Below are 15,471 nucleotides of genomic sequence, written 5' to 3'. Positions count from 1 at the left end.
TCTGCTTGAAATGGTGGGGGGAAGGTGAAGGGTGGCGGGGGTGTTGACAGCGCGTGACGTGGCGGACGGCCGGTGTCGGCGGGGTCACGTCCCCGCGGTCAGGCGTAGACGCCGAACTCGTGCAGCGAGTAGCCCCAGCCGGTGCCGCGCGCCGTCAGATGCAGCCGGACATGACGGGCCGTCTGCCCGATGTCGACGGTGTCCACGTCACCGTTGCCGCCGGTGGTCGAGTGGACGGTGCGCCAGGTGCTGCCGTCGTCGGACAGCTGCACCTGGTACGACTTGGCGTACGCCGGGTCCCACTGGAGTTGCAGCGTACGGATGGCGGTACGGGCGCCCAGGTCCACCTGGAGGGACTGCGGGTCGCTCCAGTCGCTGGCCCAGCGGGTGTCGGCCCGGCCGTCGGTGGCCTTCGCCGGGGTGCAGGGGCAGTCGCCGTACTCGGCCTGGTAGGAAGAGGCGGTGGTCGGTCTGTTCAGGGCCACGTTGGTCCCGACGACCGGCGGTGCGACCACCCGGACCGACCTGGTCTCGAAGCCGGCGTTGCCGTGGCCGTCCTCGGCGCGGACGTAGACCTTCCACACGCCGAGCTTGTCCGGCGCGGTGACCGCGAACGTGCCGTTGCCGGTGGACCGCCACCTGGCCTCCACCAGGCCCTTGTCACCGTTCGCGTAGGTGCCGCTGAGGAAGATCTTGTAGGTGAGCGGGTCGTCGTCGGGGTCGCGGACGTCGGCGCGTACGGCGAACTCCTGGCCGGCCGGCGCGGACGAGGCCGGGGCGACCGTCATGCCCGAGATCACGGGAGGCGTGTTGTCACCGGCCGTCGAACCGGCGTACGCCTGCTTGACCGCGTAGTACGAGAGTCTCTTGAGTCCGCCGGGCAGCAGGTTGAACCAGACGCCGCCGAAGTCGTGCTCGATGCCGTAGTGGAACATCGTCGCGCCGAGCGCGACCCCTCGATGGGCGGTGACGCAGTTCCACGCCTTGGTGTACCCCTGGGCGTTCTGCACGTCGGTGGGCTGGTCCGGGACGCCGTTGGCGTCGTCGGGGACCTCCCACTCGCCGGCCGGCCCGGTCTCCGTGATGATGTACGGCTTGGTGTAGCCGCCGGCCTCCCAGTCCTTCTGTACGTCACAGACATGGCCGTAGGAGTTCATCGCGTACAGGTCCAGGTCGGGGGCGTTGCGTTTGTAGTAGGGCCAGGCGCCGGTCCACGCGTCGGTGGAGGTGACGGGGTGGTCGGGGTCGATGGAGTGGATCCTCCTGGCGACGTCGTTGACGAACGTGGTGTAGGCGTTGCGCTGCCGCTCCAGCTCGTCCCCGCTGTAGCAGTTCTGCAGGCCGAGGACGGATTCGTTGCCGACGTTCCACATCAGCGTGGCCGGATGGGTCTCGTAGGTGTCGACCCAGGTGGCGAACTCGTTCAGTGAGTTGGTCTTGTACGTGGTGTCGGTGACGTAGTCGACGCAGCCGCCGCTGCCGGGGCCGCCGCCCGGCTGCAGCCAGAACCCGTTGACGACACGGATGCCGTTGGCCTGGGCGGTGTCGAGCAGGGGCCTGGTGGAGCCGTCGGTGCCCCAGGTGCGGATGGTGTTGACCCCCATGGACCGCAGGTCGGGCAGGTACCTGGGGGCGTCGGCGACGGACGGTCCCCAGGTGAGCCCCTTCACCGTGTAGGGCTGCCCGCCCACCTGGAGCTGCCAGTTCCCCTGTGTGCCGGTCACCTCGACCGCGCCGCCGGCCGGCGGGGGAGTGCCCTCGGTGGTGCCGTAGACCTGGAACTCCCAGAGCGAGTACCCGTATCCGCCGGACCGCGCCGTGCCGAGCATCCGCACGTAGCGGCCGGAGCCCGAGAGGGCGAGTTCGTCGGTGCCGCCGTCCCCCTGGGCGACGGTCTTCACGGTCCGCCAGCCGGCGGCGTCGTCGGACACCTGGATCTCGTACGACGTGGCGTAGGCGGACTCCCAGGTCAGGACGGCGCGGCTGAGGTCGGCCGTCCTGCCGAGGTCGACCTGGAGCCACTGCGGATCGCTCCACCGGCTGGCCCACCGCGTGCCGGTGCGGTCGCCGTCGACGGCCGCACCCGCGGAGAGGCCGTCACCCTCGTGGGAGGAGGCGGTGGCGGTCTTCCCCTGCGACAGCAGGGTTTCGGCCACGGAGGCGGTGGGGGCCTCGACGGCCGCGGCGAGGCCGGCGGACGACGCCAGGAGGGCGCCGACAGCGGTGAGCAGGAGCCCGGCCCGTGGACGGCCGGACACGGCTGGGAAAGGTCTGAACACGGGTGCTCCTGGCGGGCGGGGGAAGGCCGACCTCATGCGGCTCGGCTTGGAGAGCGCTCTCCCGAGAGTCTCGTGGGGGCGTGTCCCTGTCAATAAGCGGGGATCGCTTCGGTGTGCTTCGGCGCGGGGCCGCGCTCCGGCGGCGGTCGTGCGGGCGGTTGTCGCTTTGAGAAGGCCGGGCTCGCCGCCATAAGGTCACGGGCATGTCTTTGCGTCTTCGTATGCGTCAAGCACTGCCGGAAGCGATGCGCTCCCGTGACAAGGTCGCGGTGAGTGCCCTGCGCGCGACTCTGGCCGCGCTGGACAACGCCGAGGCGGTGCCCGTGGGCGAGGCCGAACTCCGCGGGCAGGCCATCGAGGAGTCGCCGGCCGGTGCCGGAACCACCGAGGCGGAGCGGCGTGAGCTGAGCGAGCACGCCGTGGTGGCCGTCGTGCGCGCCGAGGCCGCCGAACGACTCGATGCCGCCGCGCAGTTGACCGCGCCCGTGCACGCCGACCGGGCCGAGAGGCTGCGTGCGGAGGCCGCCGTGCTGCTTCGCCTCCTCGACGGGCCCGGCGCGGCGTAGGACACACCGGCTGCCGCCGGTCCTGACGGCCCGGGCGGGCGGCGCCCCGCGTCGACTCCGGGGTCCGCAACTCGCCGTGCGGGGCCGCTCGACGCGGTTGCCGTGTCGGGATCGCGTACCGAGTGACCGTACGTCGTCCCGGGCATGTCTCAGGCGTGTCATCGGGTGAATGGGGCCGTGCGGGCCGTCCGTGTGAAGGGTGACGGACCGCGCGACAGCCGTGGTCCCTTACCCGAGAGGCCGTGAACGCCATGCAGAGCAAGCGCTTTGGGATGATCGCCGCGTCAGTCGTCGTCGGCGCGTTTCTTCTGACCGCCTGTGACGGTGAGGACGCCGCGACCGGTGTCGGCACCGGCACCGGGGGTTCGCCCGCCGGTGGGCACGCGTCGGCCGGTACGGAGCACGGCGCCGGGAGCGACGCGGCGCGGGGTGCCGGCCGGTGGGACAAGAACAGGCCGGACGCGGCCTTCTTCGGCTCGGTCCTCGACGGAGCCGCAGAGGTGCCGGTCGAGGGCGGTCCGGCCGTGGGTGACAAGGACGGCCGCGCGCTCGCCCTCATGCGGATCCAGGGCGACCAGGTCTCCTACGCGTTCACCTTCACCGGGACCGGGACGCCGACCCTGGGCCACCTGCACAAGGGTGCGAAGGGCGTCAACGGCGAGGTGAAGATCCCGTTCTTCACGGAGAAGCTGGAGGACGGCACGAAGTTCGCCCACGGGACGGTCACGGTCGCCGATCAGGACCTGCTGGAGGGCATCAAGGCGAACCCGCGGAACTGGTACTTCAACCTCCACACCGCCGAGTTCCCCGGCGGCGCCGTCCGTGGCCAGGCGTACGAGCCGGCCCCCGGCATCCACGTCCCGGACACCCTCACCGAGGAGACCCTCGAGAGGGTCGTCGGGCGCGCCGAGTAGGCGGACCGAGGGCGCGGATCCCCGGGCGTGCGGACGCGATCTAGGACCCCGCCCGGTCGGCCGGTTCCAGGCCGGCGACGATGCCGGTCAGGATGAGGTCGATGCCCGCGAGGAACTCGGTGCGGTCGTCGTGATCGCGCAGCTGGTCCGCGATGGTCCTGATGAACGCGAATTCGTCGGGATCGAGCTCTTTCCAGGCGGCCGAGACGGTGTCGAGGAACTCGGTGCGGCTCGTGTCCGGCAGGTGCGCCTGGTGGGTGCGGGCCTCGGCCGCGTTCTGTCCGCCCATGCCGAGGATGTAGTTCAGCAGCGCGGAGGCGGCCGTGAACCGGGCGGCATGGGGTACGCCGAGCGCCTGGATCTGGCGTCCGATGTGTTCGAAGACCCGCAGCATGGGTGACTGCGCCGGGGCGCGGGCGATGTGCGTGCCGATCCACGGATGGGCCTCGATGGCGTCGAACACGCCGAGCGCGAGGGCGCGGATCGCCTCCTGCGGCGTCGCGTCGGCGGTACCGGCGGCCATCGCGTCGGCGACGACGGCGTCCGTGGCGGCGCCGAGGAGCTCGTCCTTGCCCGTGACGTGCCAGTAGATCGCGCCGGGGCCCGTGGCAAGACGCGCCGCCAGTGCCCGGAACGTGAGTCCTCCCTCGCCCGCCGCGTCGAGAAGCTCGATCGCGGCCCCGACGATGCGCTCCCGGGAGAGCGGCTCCTCCCGTCGCTCCGCACGACGTGTCCTGGCTGCCATGCGCCCATCCTGACACAGGCGTGGAACGCCGTTCCAGCTTGACAACTCTGGAACGTCGTTCCAGTCTAAATGGTGGAACGACGTTCCAGACATGGCCGGCCAGGTGTCCTCCTGGCGGAAGCGCGACACGCGAGGAACCACCATGACCACTGACATCACGATCATCGGCGCGGGGCTCGGCGGGCTGACCCTGGCCCGCGTCCTGCACGTCCACGGCATCCGGGCCGCGGTCTACGAGGCGGAGGCATCGCCGAGGGCCCGGTCCCAGGGCGGGATGCTCGACATCCACGAGGAGAACGGCCAGCGGGCCCTGCGGGCGGCGGGCCTGCTGGACCAGTTCCGTGGCCTCGTCCTGGAGGGCCGCCAGGCGATACAGGTCCTCGACCACGACGGGGCCGTCCTGTTCGACCAGACCGACGACGGCACGGGCGGCCGCCCCGAGGTGCTGCGCGGCGAGCTGCGACAGCTGCTGCTCGACTCGCTGCCGCCCGGCACCGTCCGGTGGGGGCACAAGGTCAGTGGCACCCGTGCCCTGGGAGAGGGCCGCCACGAGGTGACCTTCGCCGACGGCGCCACCGTCACCACGAGCCTGCTCGTCGGCGCGGACGGCGCGTGGTCCCGGATCCGGCCGCTGCTCTCCGCCACGACACCCGAGTACAGCGGGATGTCGTTCGTCGAGACCTATCTGTTCGACGGCGACACCAGGCACCCGGCCACCGCGAAGGCGGTCGGCAGCGGGTCGCTGTTCGCACTCGCGCCGGGCAAGGGGCTGCTGGCCCATCGGGAGAGCGGCGGCACCCTGCACACCTACGTCATGCTCACCCGGTCACAGGAGTGGTTCGCCGCCCTCGATCTCACCGATCCCGCCGCGGCCACCGCTCGCGTCGCGGGGGAGTTCGACGGCTGGGCGCCGGAGCTCACCGCGCTGATCACCGACGGCGAGACCACACCGGTCCTGCGCCCGGTCAGCGCGCTGCCCGTCGAGCACCGGTGGGACCGGGTGCCGGGAGTGACCCTGCTCGGCGACGCCGCGCACCTCTCGATCCCGAACGGCGAAGGCGCCAACCTGGCCATGTACGACGGCGCCGAACTCGGCGCGGCCCTCGCCACCCACCCCGACGACATCGAGACCGCGCTCACCGCCTACGAGCAGGCCATGTTCCCCCGCAGCGCCGCGGCCGCCGCCGAGGGCACGGAGCTCCACGAGGTGCTCTACGGTCCCGGCACGCCCCACAGCCTGATCGACATGTTCACCGGACACGAGTGACCCACGGATCGCGGCGGGCTTCCTCGCCGACGGGCGGTCGGGGACGGCGGTCGGGCGGGGTCGGGTCCCTGGACACGTCGTGGGCCAGGGCGGCCCGGGGCCCGCCGGTACCGGCAGCTTCCGCTCGCCCCGGTTTCCTTCTACTCTCCGAACAGGCGACGTCGGGCGCTCAAGCCCGCACCGCCGGCTCCCAGCCCCCGAGCCGTGACCGAACACTCGTGGCCGGCTGGAGCCGCATCGCCGACAACGCGGCTCCAGCCTCCGCCCTCCGGCGCGCCCAGCGAGGCGACTCCCGCCGTCTCGCATCGCCAGGGGGGCACCTCGCGCGAGGAACCGATCGAAGGGGGAGTCCCGATCCCTCGCGCCCCGGCCGCCGTTGCCCGCGCGGCGGCGGCCGACTCCTACCAGCGTGCCACCGTGCGAGCGGCCTGTCCGCCCGCCGGAAGCGCATATTTGCCTGCCGGGACCCGCGCGAGCACATCACCGGAAACACCTGCCCCGTGGCACCCCGGCTGCGCAGCGGCGGCTGACGGCAGGGCTTCGGGCGGGGGAGTCGGGCAGGTCCGTCGAGGGCGTGTGTGCCGGACACCGGCGGGGACCGTACACGCGCGGGAATGTCAGGCGGAACAGGTGTCGCCGGGGGGCCGTGGGAGGCGGCCGGTGTCGTCGGGGCCGCTGTCGGAGGGGTCGGCCAGCGCGATGCGGGCGGTGACCCGCTTTCCGGCCGGTTCGAGATGTATGTGGAACTCCTCGGCGAGGGCCTGGACGATCTCCAGACCGTGCCGCCCGATCCGCTCGGGATCGACCGCGCCGACGGCGGGCCGGACCCGGACGGTGTCCCGCACGGTCACCTCGACCAGGGCGCCGGTGACGCGCAGTTCCACGAGGGCGGGGCCGGGGGCGTGTTTGCGGGCGTTGGTGACCAGCTCGCTGACCACCAGCTGGGTGACGTCCATGGCACGGGCCGACACGGCCACGCCGTGCTCGGCCCGTGCGCGGCCGAGGAAGGCGGCCGCGAACTGACGTGCGTCGGCGATGCAGGAGGCGTCGCCGCTCAAGGGCATGGCGGTGGAGATGCCCTGCGGAGCGTCCGGCCTGTCTTCGCTGTCACCGTCGATCGACTGCAATGTCTCTGTCCACCTTCGCAATTGCGTACTCGGCTGAGGTACCCGGCCCGGCCTGTCTCATGCGACTCTCACGAAGCGACACGGCACGCCGGACGGGCGCGCACTAGTGCGACGGCTGCCGAGGGACCTCGCCGGCGGGCTGTTCTGCGGGCAGACCTCCGTTCCGGTCCCGGAGTCCGGCAGGTGAGTGCCGGTGCACGAGGTACTGCGAGCCACCGGACGGTTGCGTGACGAGCTGATCGGCGCGTTCATGTTCGACGCGTTCCCGGACGACCCCGCGGACGCCACCGCCACCGGCGTGCGCAACCTCACCGCCTCCCTGGAGCGGGTGCTGCGCCTGGGGGCACCCGACGACATGGGGATCCAGCGCTACGACATCCCCGAACCCGGCGCCTTCGGTGCCTTTCGCCGCAAGGCATGGAACCCGGTCGACTCACCCTGGCCGCCGACGGCCGCATCGTGGGCGCCCTGCACCACGTCGAGGACGTGACCGCCGTCCACGAGGCGCTGCGCCGCGCACGCGGCGGCGACGTGGGCGAGGCGGCGCGTCCGCCGCCCGCGTTGCTGGGGCGCGCGATGGTGGCCCGCGCCCGCTACGAGCGTGCCGCCCGGGCGGTCGCCGCAGGGCGGGCGACCCCGGGCGACCTGGCGGGAACGGCCGGCGTGACGCCGGCGGCCGTGGCTCGGCGCGATGCGCTGTGGCACGCGATCCTCCATGCCGCCCGCCGGTCGGGTCACGGCGGGTGTGCCGCCGCGGTGTGCGCGGCAGCGGTCCGGGAACTGCCCGTGACCGATGCCGCGGTGATCACGCTGCACGGCAGCGGGCCGGAGCATCTGCAGCTCGCAGCCACTTCTCCTTGCGGCCGGCGCGCCGAGGAACTGCAGTACCTCACCGGGGAGGGCCCGTCCCTGACCGCGTTCGACACCGGCGAAGGCACCCTCGTGCCCGCCCTCGACCGGTCCGGCGCCGCGTGGCCGCAGTTCGGCGAGGCCGCGGCCGACATCGGGGTGAGTGCCGCCTTCGCCTACCCCTTGCGCGCACCATGGCACAGGCGCAGAACATGCCCGTCGTCGACCTGGCCCGCTTCCTCCTCACAGGGCATCCGCGGAACCCGGACGGCCACCTCTGACGCCCCAGGGTCAACCGCGCACGAGGCGCCACCGGTTGTCGGCGGTACCGTCGTCCGCGTCCTGGACCGCGAAGGCGCCGACCGCGGTCGAGTTGCCCGCGACGGCGAGCAGCTTGCCGCTGTGGACGTTGCGGATCCTGAAGGTTCCGTCACCCTGGTCGAGCAGCGTCCACCGGTGGTCGGCGGTGCCGTTGTCGGACCACTGCAGGACGGCCGCGCCGTTCGCCGTGGACATGTCCTGCACACCGAGCACCTTGCCGCTGTGGGCGTTGCGGAAGCGGACGGCGGTGCCGTCCTCGATCACTTCCCAGTGGTGATCGGCTGTTCCGGAGTCGTTCCACTGCAGGGCACGGCCCCCGTCGGCCGTGGACATGTCCTGGATTCCCAGCACGAGCCCGCTGCCCACGTTGACCAGGCGGACCGTGCCGGTGCCACTGGTGTTCCAGTAGACGGTGTAGTTGTGTCCGTGCGCGTCGTGGAACGGCCCCAGGCCGACGGTGGAGCCGTTGGCGGTGGCGGTGAAAGAGAGTGAGCCGCCGCTGGTCCTGGTGATCGAGGAGGCGTCCAGCGCCGGGAGGGAACCGAGCGCGCTGTTGCCGTAGTTGCCGGACAGGACCACCGGCCCGTAGGTGACCGCGGCGACGTTCGCGTTGTCGTTCGCCGCTCGCAGGACGATCCGCATGGGCAGGCGGACGGTGACCGTGTCGCCGGCGGCCCAGGAGCGGGTCAGGGCCGCGTAGCTGCCGGGAGTGGTGGCGACGGTCTGTGCCACGCCGTTGACGCTGACCGTGGCCCCGCTGGTCCAGCCGGGGATGCGGATGCGCATCGTCCAGGTGCCGGCGGCGCTGCCGGTGACCTGGAGGGTCGTGGTGTCTCCGACCGGGAACGACGTGGTCTGGGTGACCGTGATCCCGCGCTGCGACCAGGTGAGCACCGAGGGCACGAACAGGTTCACGCTCAGTGTGCTGCCGTTGTGGAAGTAGACGGAGTCCATCAGCCGGGTGTGCATCTCCAGGCCGGTGCCCTGGCAGCACCAGAAGGTGCCGTAGTCGGTGCTCCAGGTGCCGCCGCCCCACGCGGGGCCCACGCCACGCCGGCCTCCGGGGTTGAGCGGGGTGAAGTACGTGACGTGGCCGTGGCCGTCGGCCGGGTTCTGCTGGCCGATCATGTGGTTCAGCCACGCCTGCTCGTAGAAGTCGAACAGGGCCGCCCTGTCCGGGGTCAGGGCGAACAACTCACGGGTGAGGGTGAGCATGTTGAAGGTGTTGCAGCTCTCGCAGGTGTCCTGGTTCAGGTGGGCGGCGATGGCGTCGGGCGCGCGGAAGTGCTCCGCCTGGCTGTTGCCGCCGATCGCGTAGGTGTGCGCGTCCACGCAGATGTTCCAGGCGTTGGTGGCGATGTCCCGGTAGCGCGTGGTCCCCGTGGCCTTGTACTCCCGGACGGCCCCGATCCACTTCGGCACCTGGGTGTTGGCGTGCAGCCCGCTGAGCCGGTCCTGGCCCGCGGCCAGGGGGTCGAACACCGCGGCGTGGTCGAAGCGCTGGGCGGCGGTGAGCCACCGTGCGTCACCGGTCTGCTGGTAGAGATCGGCCAGTACGGTGTTCATGCCGCCGAACTCGGTGCCCAGCATGGCCTGCATCTGCTGGGCGCTCAGCCGTCCGGTGCGCCGGTCCACCCAGCCGGCCAGCGCCAGCAGCACGTCGCGGGCCTGGGTGCTGCCGATGAGCCGCCACACGTCCAGCAGACCGACGAGGGTCTTGTGGATGGTGTAGTACGGCACGTTGCCGTTGGTCAGGGTCCGCTGTTCGAGGGCGGTGAACTCCGACTCGGGATAGCCCGACAGATATCCGGCGCCGAACCCGGCGGCGCCGTTGTTGGCCTGGCACTTGGCCAGCTCCGCGACCATGTGGGTGGCCTTGTCCCGGCAGACGGTGTCCCCCGTCACGGCGTACACCTGTGCCCAGGCGGTCAGTAAATGGCCCTGGACATGCGTACGGAAGGGGAAGTCCGGCGCGTCCCAGCCCCCGGTGGGTGCGGCCCCGTTGGTCGACAGCCTGTGATTGGCGCGGAAGTTGTAGAGCAACCGGTTGGTGTCGACGAACCGCAGGTAGCTGATCGTGCGGTTCTGGTTGTCCAGCCACCGGCTCGCGGTGAGCCGCACCTGGCCGGCGTCGAAGGGATGCGCGGACACCCCGATGTCGGCCCGGACCGGGGGAAGGGCGGCCCGGGCGGGAGACGCGCCGCCCAGGGATCCGGCGGCGGAGGCGACGGCCGTGGCACCGGTGAGCTGGAGGAGGCGCCGTCTGTTGACCGAGGGGGACATGATGCGGCCCTTTCTGAGACCGGGGAGCGCCCGCCGGTCGTCCGGGGCGGTGCGGCAGCGGTCGTTCGGGGTGCGGCGGCGGTCGGGCGACGCGTGGGGCGCACCCTGATGCGTGTCCGATATTTCGAACGTAGTCCTGTACTTCGAACGGACGTCAGAAAAGTTAGAGCGGCCATGACAAGCCGTCAACCCTTCGCGCAACGCGGCGTGGGACCACCCTCGCGGCGACCGTCGGTGATCGGCCGAATGCCGTCTGTCCGCGGGGGCGTGACGGCCGTAGGCTGTGCGACCTTCGTGCTTTGGGGGGCTCGTGAACGGTCTCCGTGCGGTCGTCGTCTGCCTGGTCATGGCGTGTGTCACGGTGATGTCGCCGGCCGCGGCCGTGACGCCGGCGTGGTCGGCGCTGCCGGTACCCGCGGCGGCCCCGCCGGTGACGGTGTCCGACCTGGCCGCCCGCGGGCCGGGGGAGGCGTGGGCGACCGGGTACGAGCACGCCGCCGACGGACTGCGGCCGATGCTGTACCGGTGGGACGGCGTGGCGTGGAGCCGGGACACCACCTTCCCCGGCGCCGGTGAGCCCGGGTGGCTCGGCACGGTGCAGTTCGTCGGCGAGGAGGTGTGGATCTTTCATCAGCACGCCGACGAGGGAGAGATCCTGCGCCGGTCGGCCGGATCCTGGAGTACCGTCCCGCTGCCGCACACACTGTGGGTGTACCAGGACTTCGCCGCCGTACCGGGTGCCGCGTGGGTGGTCGGTGAGGACGACACCGGGCTGAAGGTGTTGCACTACGACGGTTCCGGCTGGACGGCACAGTCCACCCCGGACGGTGTGCACTACCTGATGGGGATCACCGCGCGGACCGCCGACGACGCCTGGGCATGGGCGGACACCAGCACCGGAACCACCGTTCTGCGCTGGGACGGCACGAAGTGGCGGGACGCGAACGTACCGCTGCCCCCGGACAGCAACGTGCACACGATCGTGCTCGAACCGTCCGGCCGGGTCACGGCCGGCGGCAGCCGGTACACCGACGGCGTGGCCCGCACCTACCTGCTGACCTGGAACGGACGCGCCTGGCGCACCACTTACCCGCCGCTGGGCGACACCTACACCGAGGCGATGGTGCGCGGCCCGGACGGCGCGCTGTGGCTGCCGGTGCGCAGCGACCGCGCGTTCCAGTCGAAGTACGCACGGGTGGACGGCCCGCGCACCACCTTCTCCTACGGCCCGGAGCGCACCGGCGGCATCGACGTCAAGCCGCGTGCCCTGGCGCGGGCCGGGCGTTCGCTGCTGTCCTTCGGGACCGCCGAGATCTACGGCTCGAAACCCCACCTGATGAGCGAGCGGCTGGGAGGCTGACCATGGCACGCCGACTTCTCCTCGCCGCCCTCGCTGCTGTCATGACCATGGTGACCGTGATGACCTCGGCCGCGGCGGACACCCGGTCCTGGCAACACGTTCCGGTGCCGGCACAGGTACGCCCGCAGGCCGCGCTGTACGAGGCTGTGGCGTCGGGACCGGACCGGGCGTGGGCGGTGGGCGCGGACGCCGTCGGTCGCGAGGCCGGGCTTCCCGCTGCTCCTGCGCTGGGACGGAACCGCCTGGCAGCGGCAGAGTCTGCCCGGGATCGACTGGCAGGGCGAGCTGCTGTCCATCGCCGCGACCTCGCCGACCGCTGTCTGGACGGTCGGCCGCGACTCGGCCGGCGGCGCCCGCCTGCTGCGCTTCGACGGCAGCTCCTGGTACGAGAGCCGGTCGCCGCGCGGAGTCGTACCGACCGGAGTCGTCGCCGGCGGGGGCGAGATCTGGCTGACCGGTTCGCGGGACGGCGCGCAGGCACTGCTGCGCTGGGACGGGCGGGCCTGGCGGGACGTGCCGGTACCGCCGGGACACGTGTACGGCCTGCACATCCTGGCGGCCGACGACGTATGGGCCGCGGGCGCCACCGGTTCGGGTGCGGCCGTGTCGCACTGGAACGGCACCGCGTGGCAGCAGACGATCGTGGACGGGTTCCCGCGCTCGGCCGTGAGCAGTGTGCTGGCCGTTTCACCGACGGAGGTGTGGGCGGGTGGCACGGCCGGGTTCGTCGGCGGCCCGGTGGGCCGGCCGATACCGCCACTGCTGGTCCGCTGGGACGGGCAGACGTGGAGCCGGGTGACCGTGCCCACCGACTACGGCTCGATCAGCTCGCTGGCACCCACCACGTCCGGCGCGCTGGGGTGGGTCGCGGTGGCCCGCTCGCAGAAGGCGGGCCCGCCCGGCAGCTATCCGCCGCTCGTCCCGGGGCCGGACTTCCTTGCCTGGGACGGCCAGTCCTTCACCGGGCACAGCGAACCGGCGGTGGCCGGGGAAGGTGAGTCCTGGGCGCTGCGGCTGGCACCGGTGCCGGGCACCGGCACGGTGTGGTCGGTCGGCCGCGCCGACGGTCCCGAGGGCACCTTCGCCCCGCGCATCCTCCGGTTCGGCTGAGGTCGCCTTCCGGCCTCCCAGCCCTTCGCCGGGCGGAGTGCGAGGCCGGACTCAGGTGTGCAGGGCGGGCCGGTAGACGAGCTCCTGGATGTGGCTGTCGAGGGTTCGGTGCTCGATCAGTTCGAGGTCGAAGTCGGCCGCGCCCCGGAAGATCGGGTCGAGCCCGGTCCGGCCGGTGATCACCGGGAAGAGCGTCACCTGGACGCGGTCGACCAGGCCGGCGGCCAGCAGGGCGCGGTTCATCGACAGGCTGCCGTGCGAGCGCAACGGCACCTCGGACTCCTCCTTGAGCCGGGCGACGACATCGACGGCGTCGCCGTGCACGAGGGTCGCGTCCGCCCAGTCGAGGGCCCCTTCGAGGGTGGTCGACACCACCGTTGCCGGGAGGTTCCGCATCCGCGTGACCCAGGGGTCACGTACCTCGGACTCCTCGGTGCTCTCGGCCAGCATCCGCGCGAACGCCCGGTACGTGTTGGCCCCGAAGACCATCCGCTGCTGCTCGCTGTACTGGGCGAGGCGGTGGTCGAGAAGTTCGGGGCCCTGCTTGCCCCAGTAGCCGGTCCAGTCGCCGCCGGCGGCACCGAAGCCGTCCAGGCTGGAGAAGACGTCGAAGGTGTAGGGAGCGGTCATGATGGTCTCCTCGGGTGCGGTCGCACGTCAGTCGTGCGTCGTGTATCCGGGATACAGACCGGTGACCACGGCGAGACTCATCGCTCTTCGTCCGGTTGTTCCGAGGGCGGCCGCCCCGGGCCAGTTGTCACTCCTCGGCGAGAGAGGGCGTGCGCAGCGCGATCAGGGCGACGTCGTCGTCGTTGTCGCTGGGGCGGACCTGGTCCAGCAGGAGATCGCAGAAGGAGTCCAGAGGGCGGTGGGCGAGGGACGCCGCGTGGCGGCGCAGCCGGTCGAGCCCGTGGTCGATGGAGTGGTGCGGTGATTCGACCAGCCCGTCGGTGTAGAGCAGGAGCGTGGCCAGGGGCGGCAGGACGGTGACGGCGTCGGGGCGAGGGCGGTTCACTCCGGTCCCGAGCAGTATGCCGTGGGCCTCGTCGAGGTAGCCGGCCTGACCGTCATGGGTGACGAGCAGGGGCGGCGGGTGGCCCGCGTTCGTCCAGTGCAGCCGCCACAGTGCGTCCTCGCCCGGTGTGAGCCTGCCGAGGATCATGGTCGCCATCGGTACTTCGGCGATGTGCATCACGGCCTCGTCCAGCCGTGTGACGATGTCGCTCGGGGCGGCCTGCGGATGGGACCAGGCGAAGGCGCGCAGCATGTTGCGGACCTGCGCCATACCGGCGGCGGCGTCGAGATCGTGGCCCACGACGTCGCCGATGGCCAGTGCGTGGGCAGGGCCGGCGAGAGCGAAGGCGTCGTACCAGTCGCCGCCCACGGAGGAGGCGTCCGGAGCGGGCAGGTACCGCGCGGCCATCTCGAGGCCGGGCAGGGAGGGGAGCTGGGGCAGCAGGTGGCGTTGCATGGTCTCGGCGACCTTGCGCTGGCGCTGGTACAGGCGGGCGTTGTCCAGCGCCAGGCCGGTCCGCCGGGTGAGGTCCTCCAGCAGGGGCAGGTCGGAGGGGGTGAAGGGATCGTGCCGCTGTGCCCGGCCGAGGGTCAGGGCGCCGAGTACGTCACGCAGTCCCCGGATGGGGGCGATGGCGGCGGAGTGCATGCCCGTCTCGGTGAACAGGCGCTGCTGCTCGACCGCGATGCCCGAGTCGGGCGGGCCCTGGTAGGTGGCGGGCCCGGCCAGGGAGGAGGCGGCGCCGCGCAGGGCCCGGGACAGCGGCATCGGGGACTGTGACGGCACGGGAGGCATCGGGCCCTGCAGGTCTTCGCGCTCGATGAGGATGCCGTCCTTGTACTCCATCACCAGGACACGCCGTACTTCGTCGTGTTCGGTGAGGAGGTCGAACACCGCCCAGTCCGCCAGCCGTGGCACGGTCAGGGCCGCCAGCCGGTGCAGTGCCTCGTCGACGTCCAGGGTGGAGGTGAGCTGCGTGGTCGTCTCCGCCAGCAGGGCCAGGCGGTCCAGTTCCGTCAGCGGCGCGGAGTGCCTGTCGTCGCTCTTGTACGTCTTCTCCTGCTCGTACAGCAGCGCCAGCGCGCCTGTGACGCCCGCGGCCGTCGTGTACGGCGTGATCAGCCAGGACAGCTGCACGAGGACCCCGTCCCCGCGGACGAACCACTCGGCGTTGCCGTGCCTGGTCGCGCGGGTGAGGAGAGCGTTCCGTATGTCGCAGCGGGTACGGGGCACGGAGTGCCCGTGCTTGTTGCGGTGCAGCAGGTCGTGGGAGTCATGCCCGATCAGCTGCGCGGCAGCTCTGCCGAGCAGCCTCTGGGCCGCGCTGTTGGCGGCGACGATGAGCCCGTCGTCGTCGACGACGACGGCGGACGCCGCCACGTTCTCCAGGGCTTCCCGCAGCAGGACCCCGGACAGCTCCTGCTGCCCGAGCATGGGTCTGTCTCCCGTGCCGGGAGCGGCGAGGCCGTCCATGTCCCTCCTTGGTCTGAACACGAATCTGTTGCAGTACCCCGGTTGGATCATTGCAAGCACCTGCGCGCGCAGTCTTCGCAGACCCTCCACGGGGCGTCCCACGGCTGTGCGAGGCACCGGCGGGACGTCGCGGCTCCGGAGCGGGGTGCTCCCGCCGTGGGG

At 71.9% G+C, this 15,471-nt stretch carries 12 protein-coding genes; 6 read left to right on the top strand and 6 right to left on the bottom strand.

Translation table 11 applies throughout. The annotated features are described in order from the left end of the window. Positions 1-98 precede the first annotated feature (98 nt). Positions 99-2,315 (bottom strand): discoidin domain-containing protein, encoded by a 2,217-nt coding sequence (locus ACFYXC_RS20715; protein ID WP_389553549.1) that lies wholly within the window; start codon positions 2,313-2,315, stop codon positions 99-101. 209 nt (positions 2,316-2,524) lie between these two features. Between ACFYXC_RS20715 and ACFYXC_RS20710 the strand changes: the two genes are divergently transcribed. Next, entirely contained in the window at positions 2,525-2,845 is a 321-nt protein-coding gene (locus ACFYXC_RS20710) for a hypothetical protein (protein WP_389553739.1), read from the top strand. A 251-nt stretch (positions 2,846-3,096) separates the two neighbouring features. Continuing rightward, positions 3,097-3,759 carry a CHRD domain-containing protein gene (locus ACFYXC_RS20705; RefSeq protein ID WP_389553738.1) on the top strand — a complete coding sequence of 221 codons (663 nt, stop codon included), beginning with the start codon at positions 3,097-3,099 and terminating at the stop codon, positions 3,757-3,759. A gap of 40 nt (positions 3,760-3,799) precedes the next feature. Here ACFYXC_RS20705 and ACFYXC_RS20700 read toward each other — a convergent pair whose 3' ends face one another. Beyond that, positions 3,800-4,504, bottom strand: a complete 705-nt coding sequence (locus tag ACFYXC_RS20700; protein WP_388919347.1) for a TetR/AcrR family transcriptional regulator — start codon at positions 4,502-4,504, stop codon at positions 3,800-3,802. Between the two features lie 142 nt (positions 4,505-4,646). Here ACFYXC_RS20700 and ACFYXC_RS20695 point away from each other — a divergent pair, with 142 nt between their 5' ends. Beyond that, complete coding sequence (locus tag ACFYXC_RS20695) at positions 4,647-5,771, top strand: FAD-dependent oxidoreductase (RefSeq protein WP_389553548.1); 1,125 nt, start codon at positions 4,647-4,649, stop codon at positions 5,769-5,771. A gap of 617 nt (positions 5,772-6,388) precedes the next feature. Here ACFYXC_RS20695 and ACFYXC_RS20690 read toward each other — a convergent pair. Then, positions 6,389-6,898 carry an ATP-binding protein gene (locus tag ACFYXC_RS20690; protein WP_389553547.1) on the bottom strand — a complete coding sequence of 170 codons (510 nt, stop codon included), beginning with the start codon at positions 6,896-6,898 and terminating at the stop codon, positions 6,389-6,391. Positions 6,899-7,091: 193 nt separating this feature from the next. Between ACFYXC_RS20690 and ACFYXC_RS20685 the strand changes: the two genes are divergently transcribed. Next, entirely contained in the window at positions 7,092-7,388 is a 297-nt protein-coding gene (locus tag ACFYXC_RS20685) for a hypothetical protein (protein ID WP_389553546.1), read from the top strand. A gap of 650 nt (positions 7,389-8,038) precedes the next feature. On the opposite strand, the gene ACFYXC_RS20680 is transcribed toward ACFYXC_RS20685, so the two are convergent. Then, positions 8,039-10,351, bottom strand: coding sequence for a beta-L-arabinofuranosidase domain-containing protein (locus ACFYXC_RS20680; protein ID WP_389553545.1), 2,313 nt, complete (start codon positions 10,349-10,351; stop codon positions 8,039-8,041). Between the two features lie 310 nt (positions 10,352-10,661). Here ACFYXC_RS20680 and ACFYXC_RS20675 point away from each other — a divergent pair, with 310 nt between their 5' ends. After that, a complete protein-coding gene (locus tag ACFYXC_RS20675) occupies positions 10,662-11,711 on the top strand; it encodes a hypothetical protein (protein WP_389553544.1) in 1,050 nt (349 codons plus the stop codon). 513 nt (positions 11,712-12,224) lie between these two features. After that, on the top strand, positions 12,225-12,821 hold the full coding sequence (locus tag ACFYXC_RS20670; RefSeq protein WP_389553543.1) for a hypothetical protein: 597 nt from the start codon (positions 12,225-12,227) through the stop codon (positions 12,819-12,821). A gap of 51 nt (positions 12,822-12,872) precedes the next feature. On the opposite strand, the gene ACFYXC_RS20665 is transcribed toward ACFYXC_RS20670, so the two are convergent. Together ACFYXC_RS20665 and ACFYXC_RS20660 are read right to left on the bottom strand one after the other, a co-directional pair. After that, entirely contained in the window at positions 12,873-13,451 is a 579-nt protein-coding gene (locus ACFYXC_RS20665; RefSeq protein ID WP_389553542.1) for a dihydrofolate reductase family protein, read from the bottom strand. 127 nt (positions 13,452-13,578) lie between these two features. Beyond that, on the bottom strand, positions 13,579-15,309 hold the full coding sequence (locus ACFYXC_RS20660) for a SpoIIE family protein phosphatase (protein WP_389553541.1): 1,731 nt from the start codon (positions 15,307-15,309) through the stop codon (positions 13,579-13,581). Positions 15,310-15,471 lie beyond the last annotated feature (162 nt).

The sequence above is a fragment of the Streptomyces sp. NPDC002701 genome (genome assembly GCF_042889045.1).
Taxonomy (GTDB): domain Bacteria; phylum Actinomycetota; class Actinomycetes; order Streptomycetales; family Streptomycetaceae; genus Streptomyces.
The sequence above is the reverse complement of the archived record's forward strand: the minus strand, read 5'-3'. Positions and strand labels throughout refer to the sequence as shown.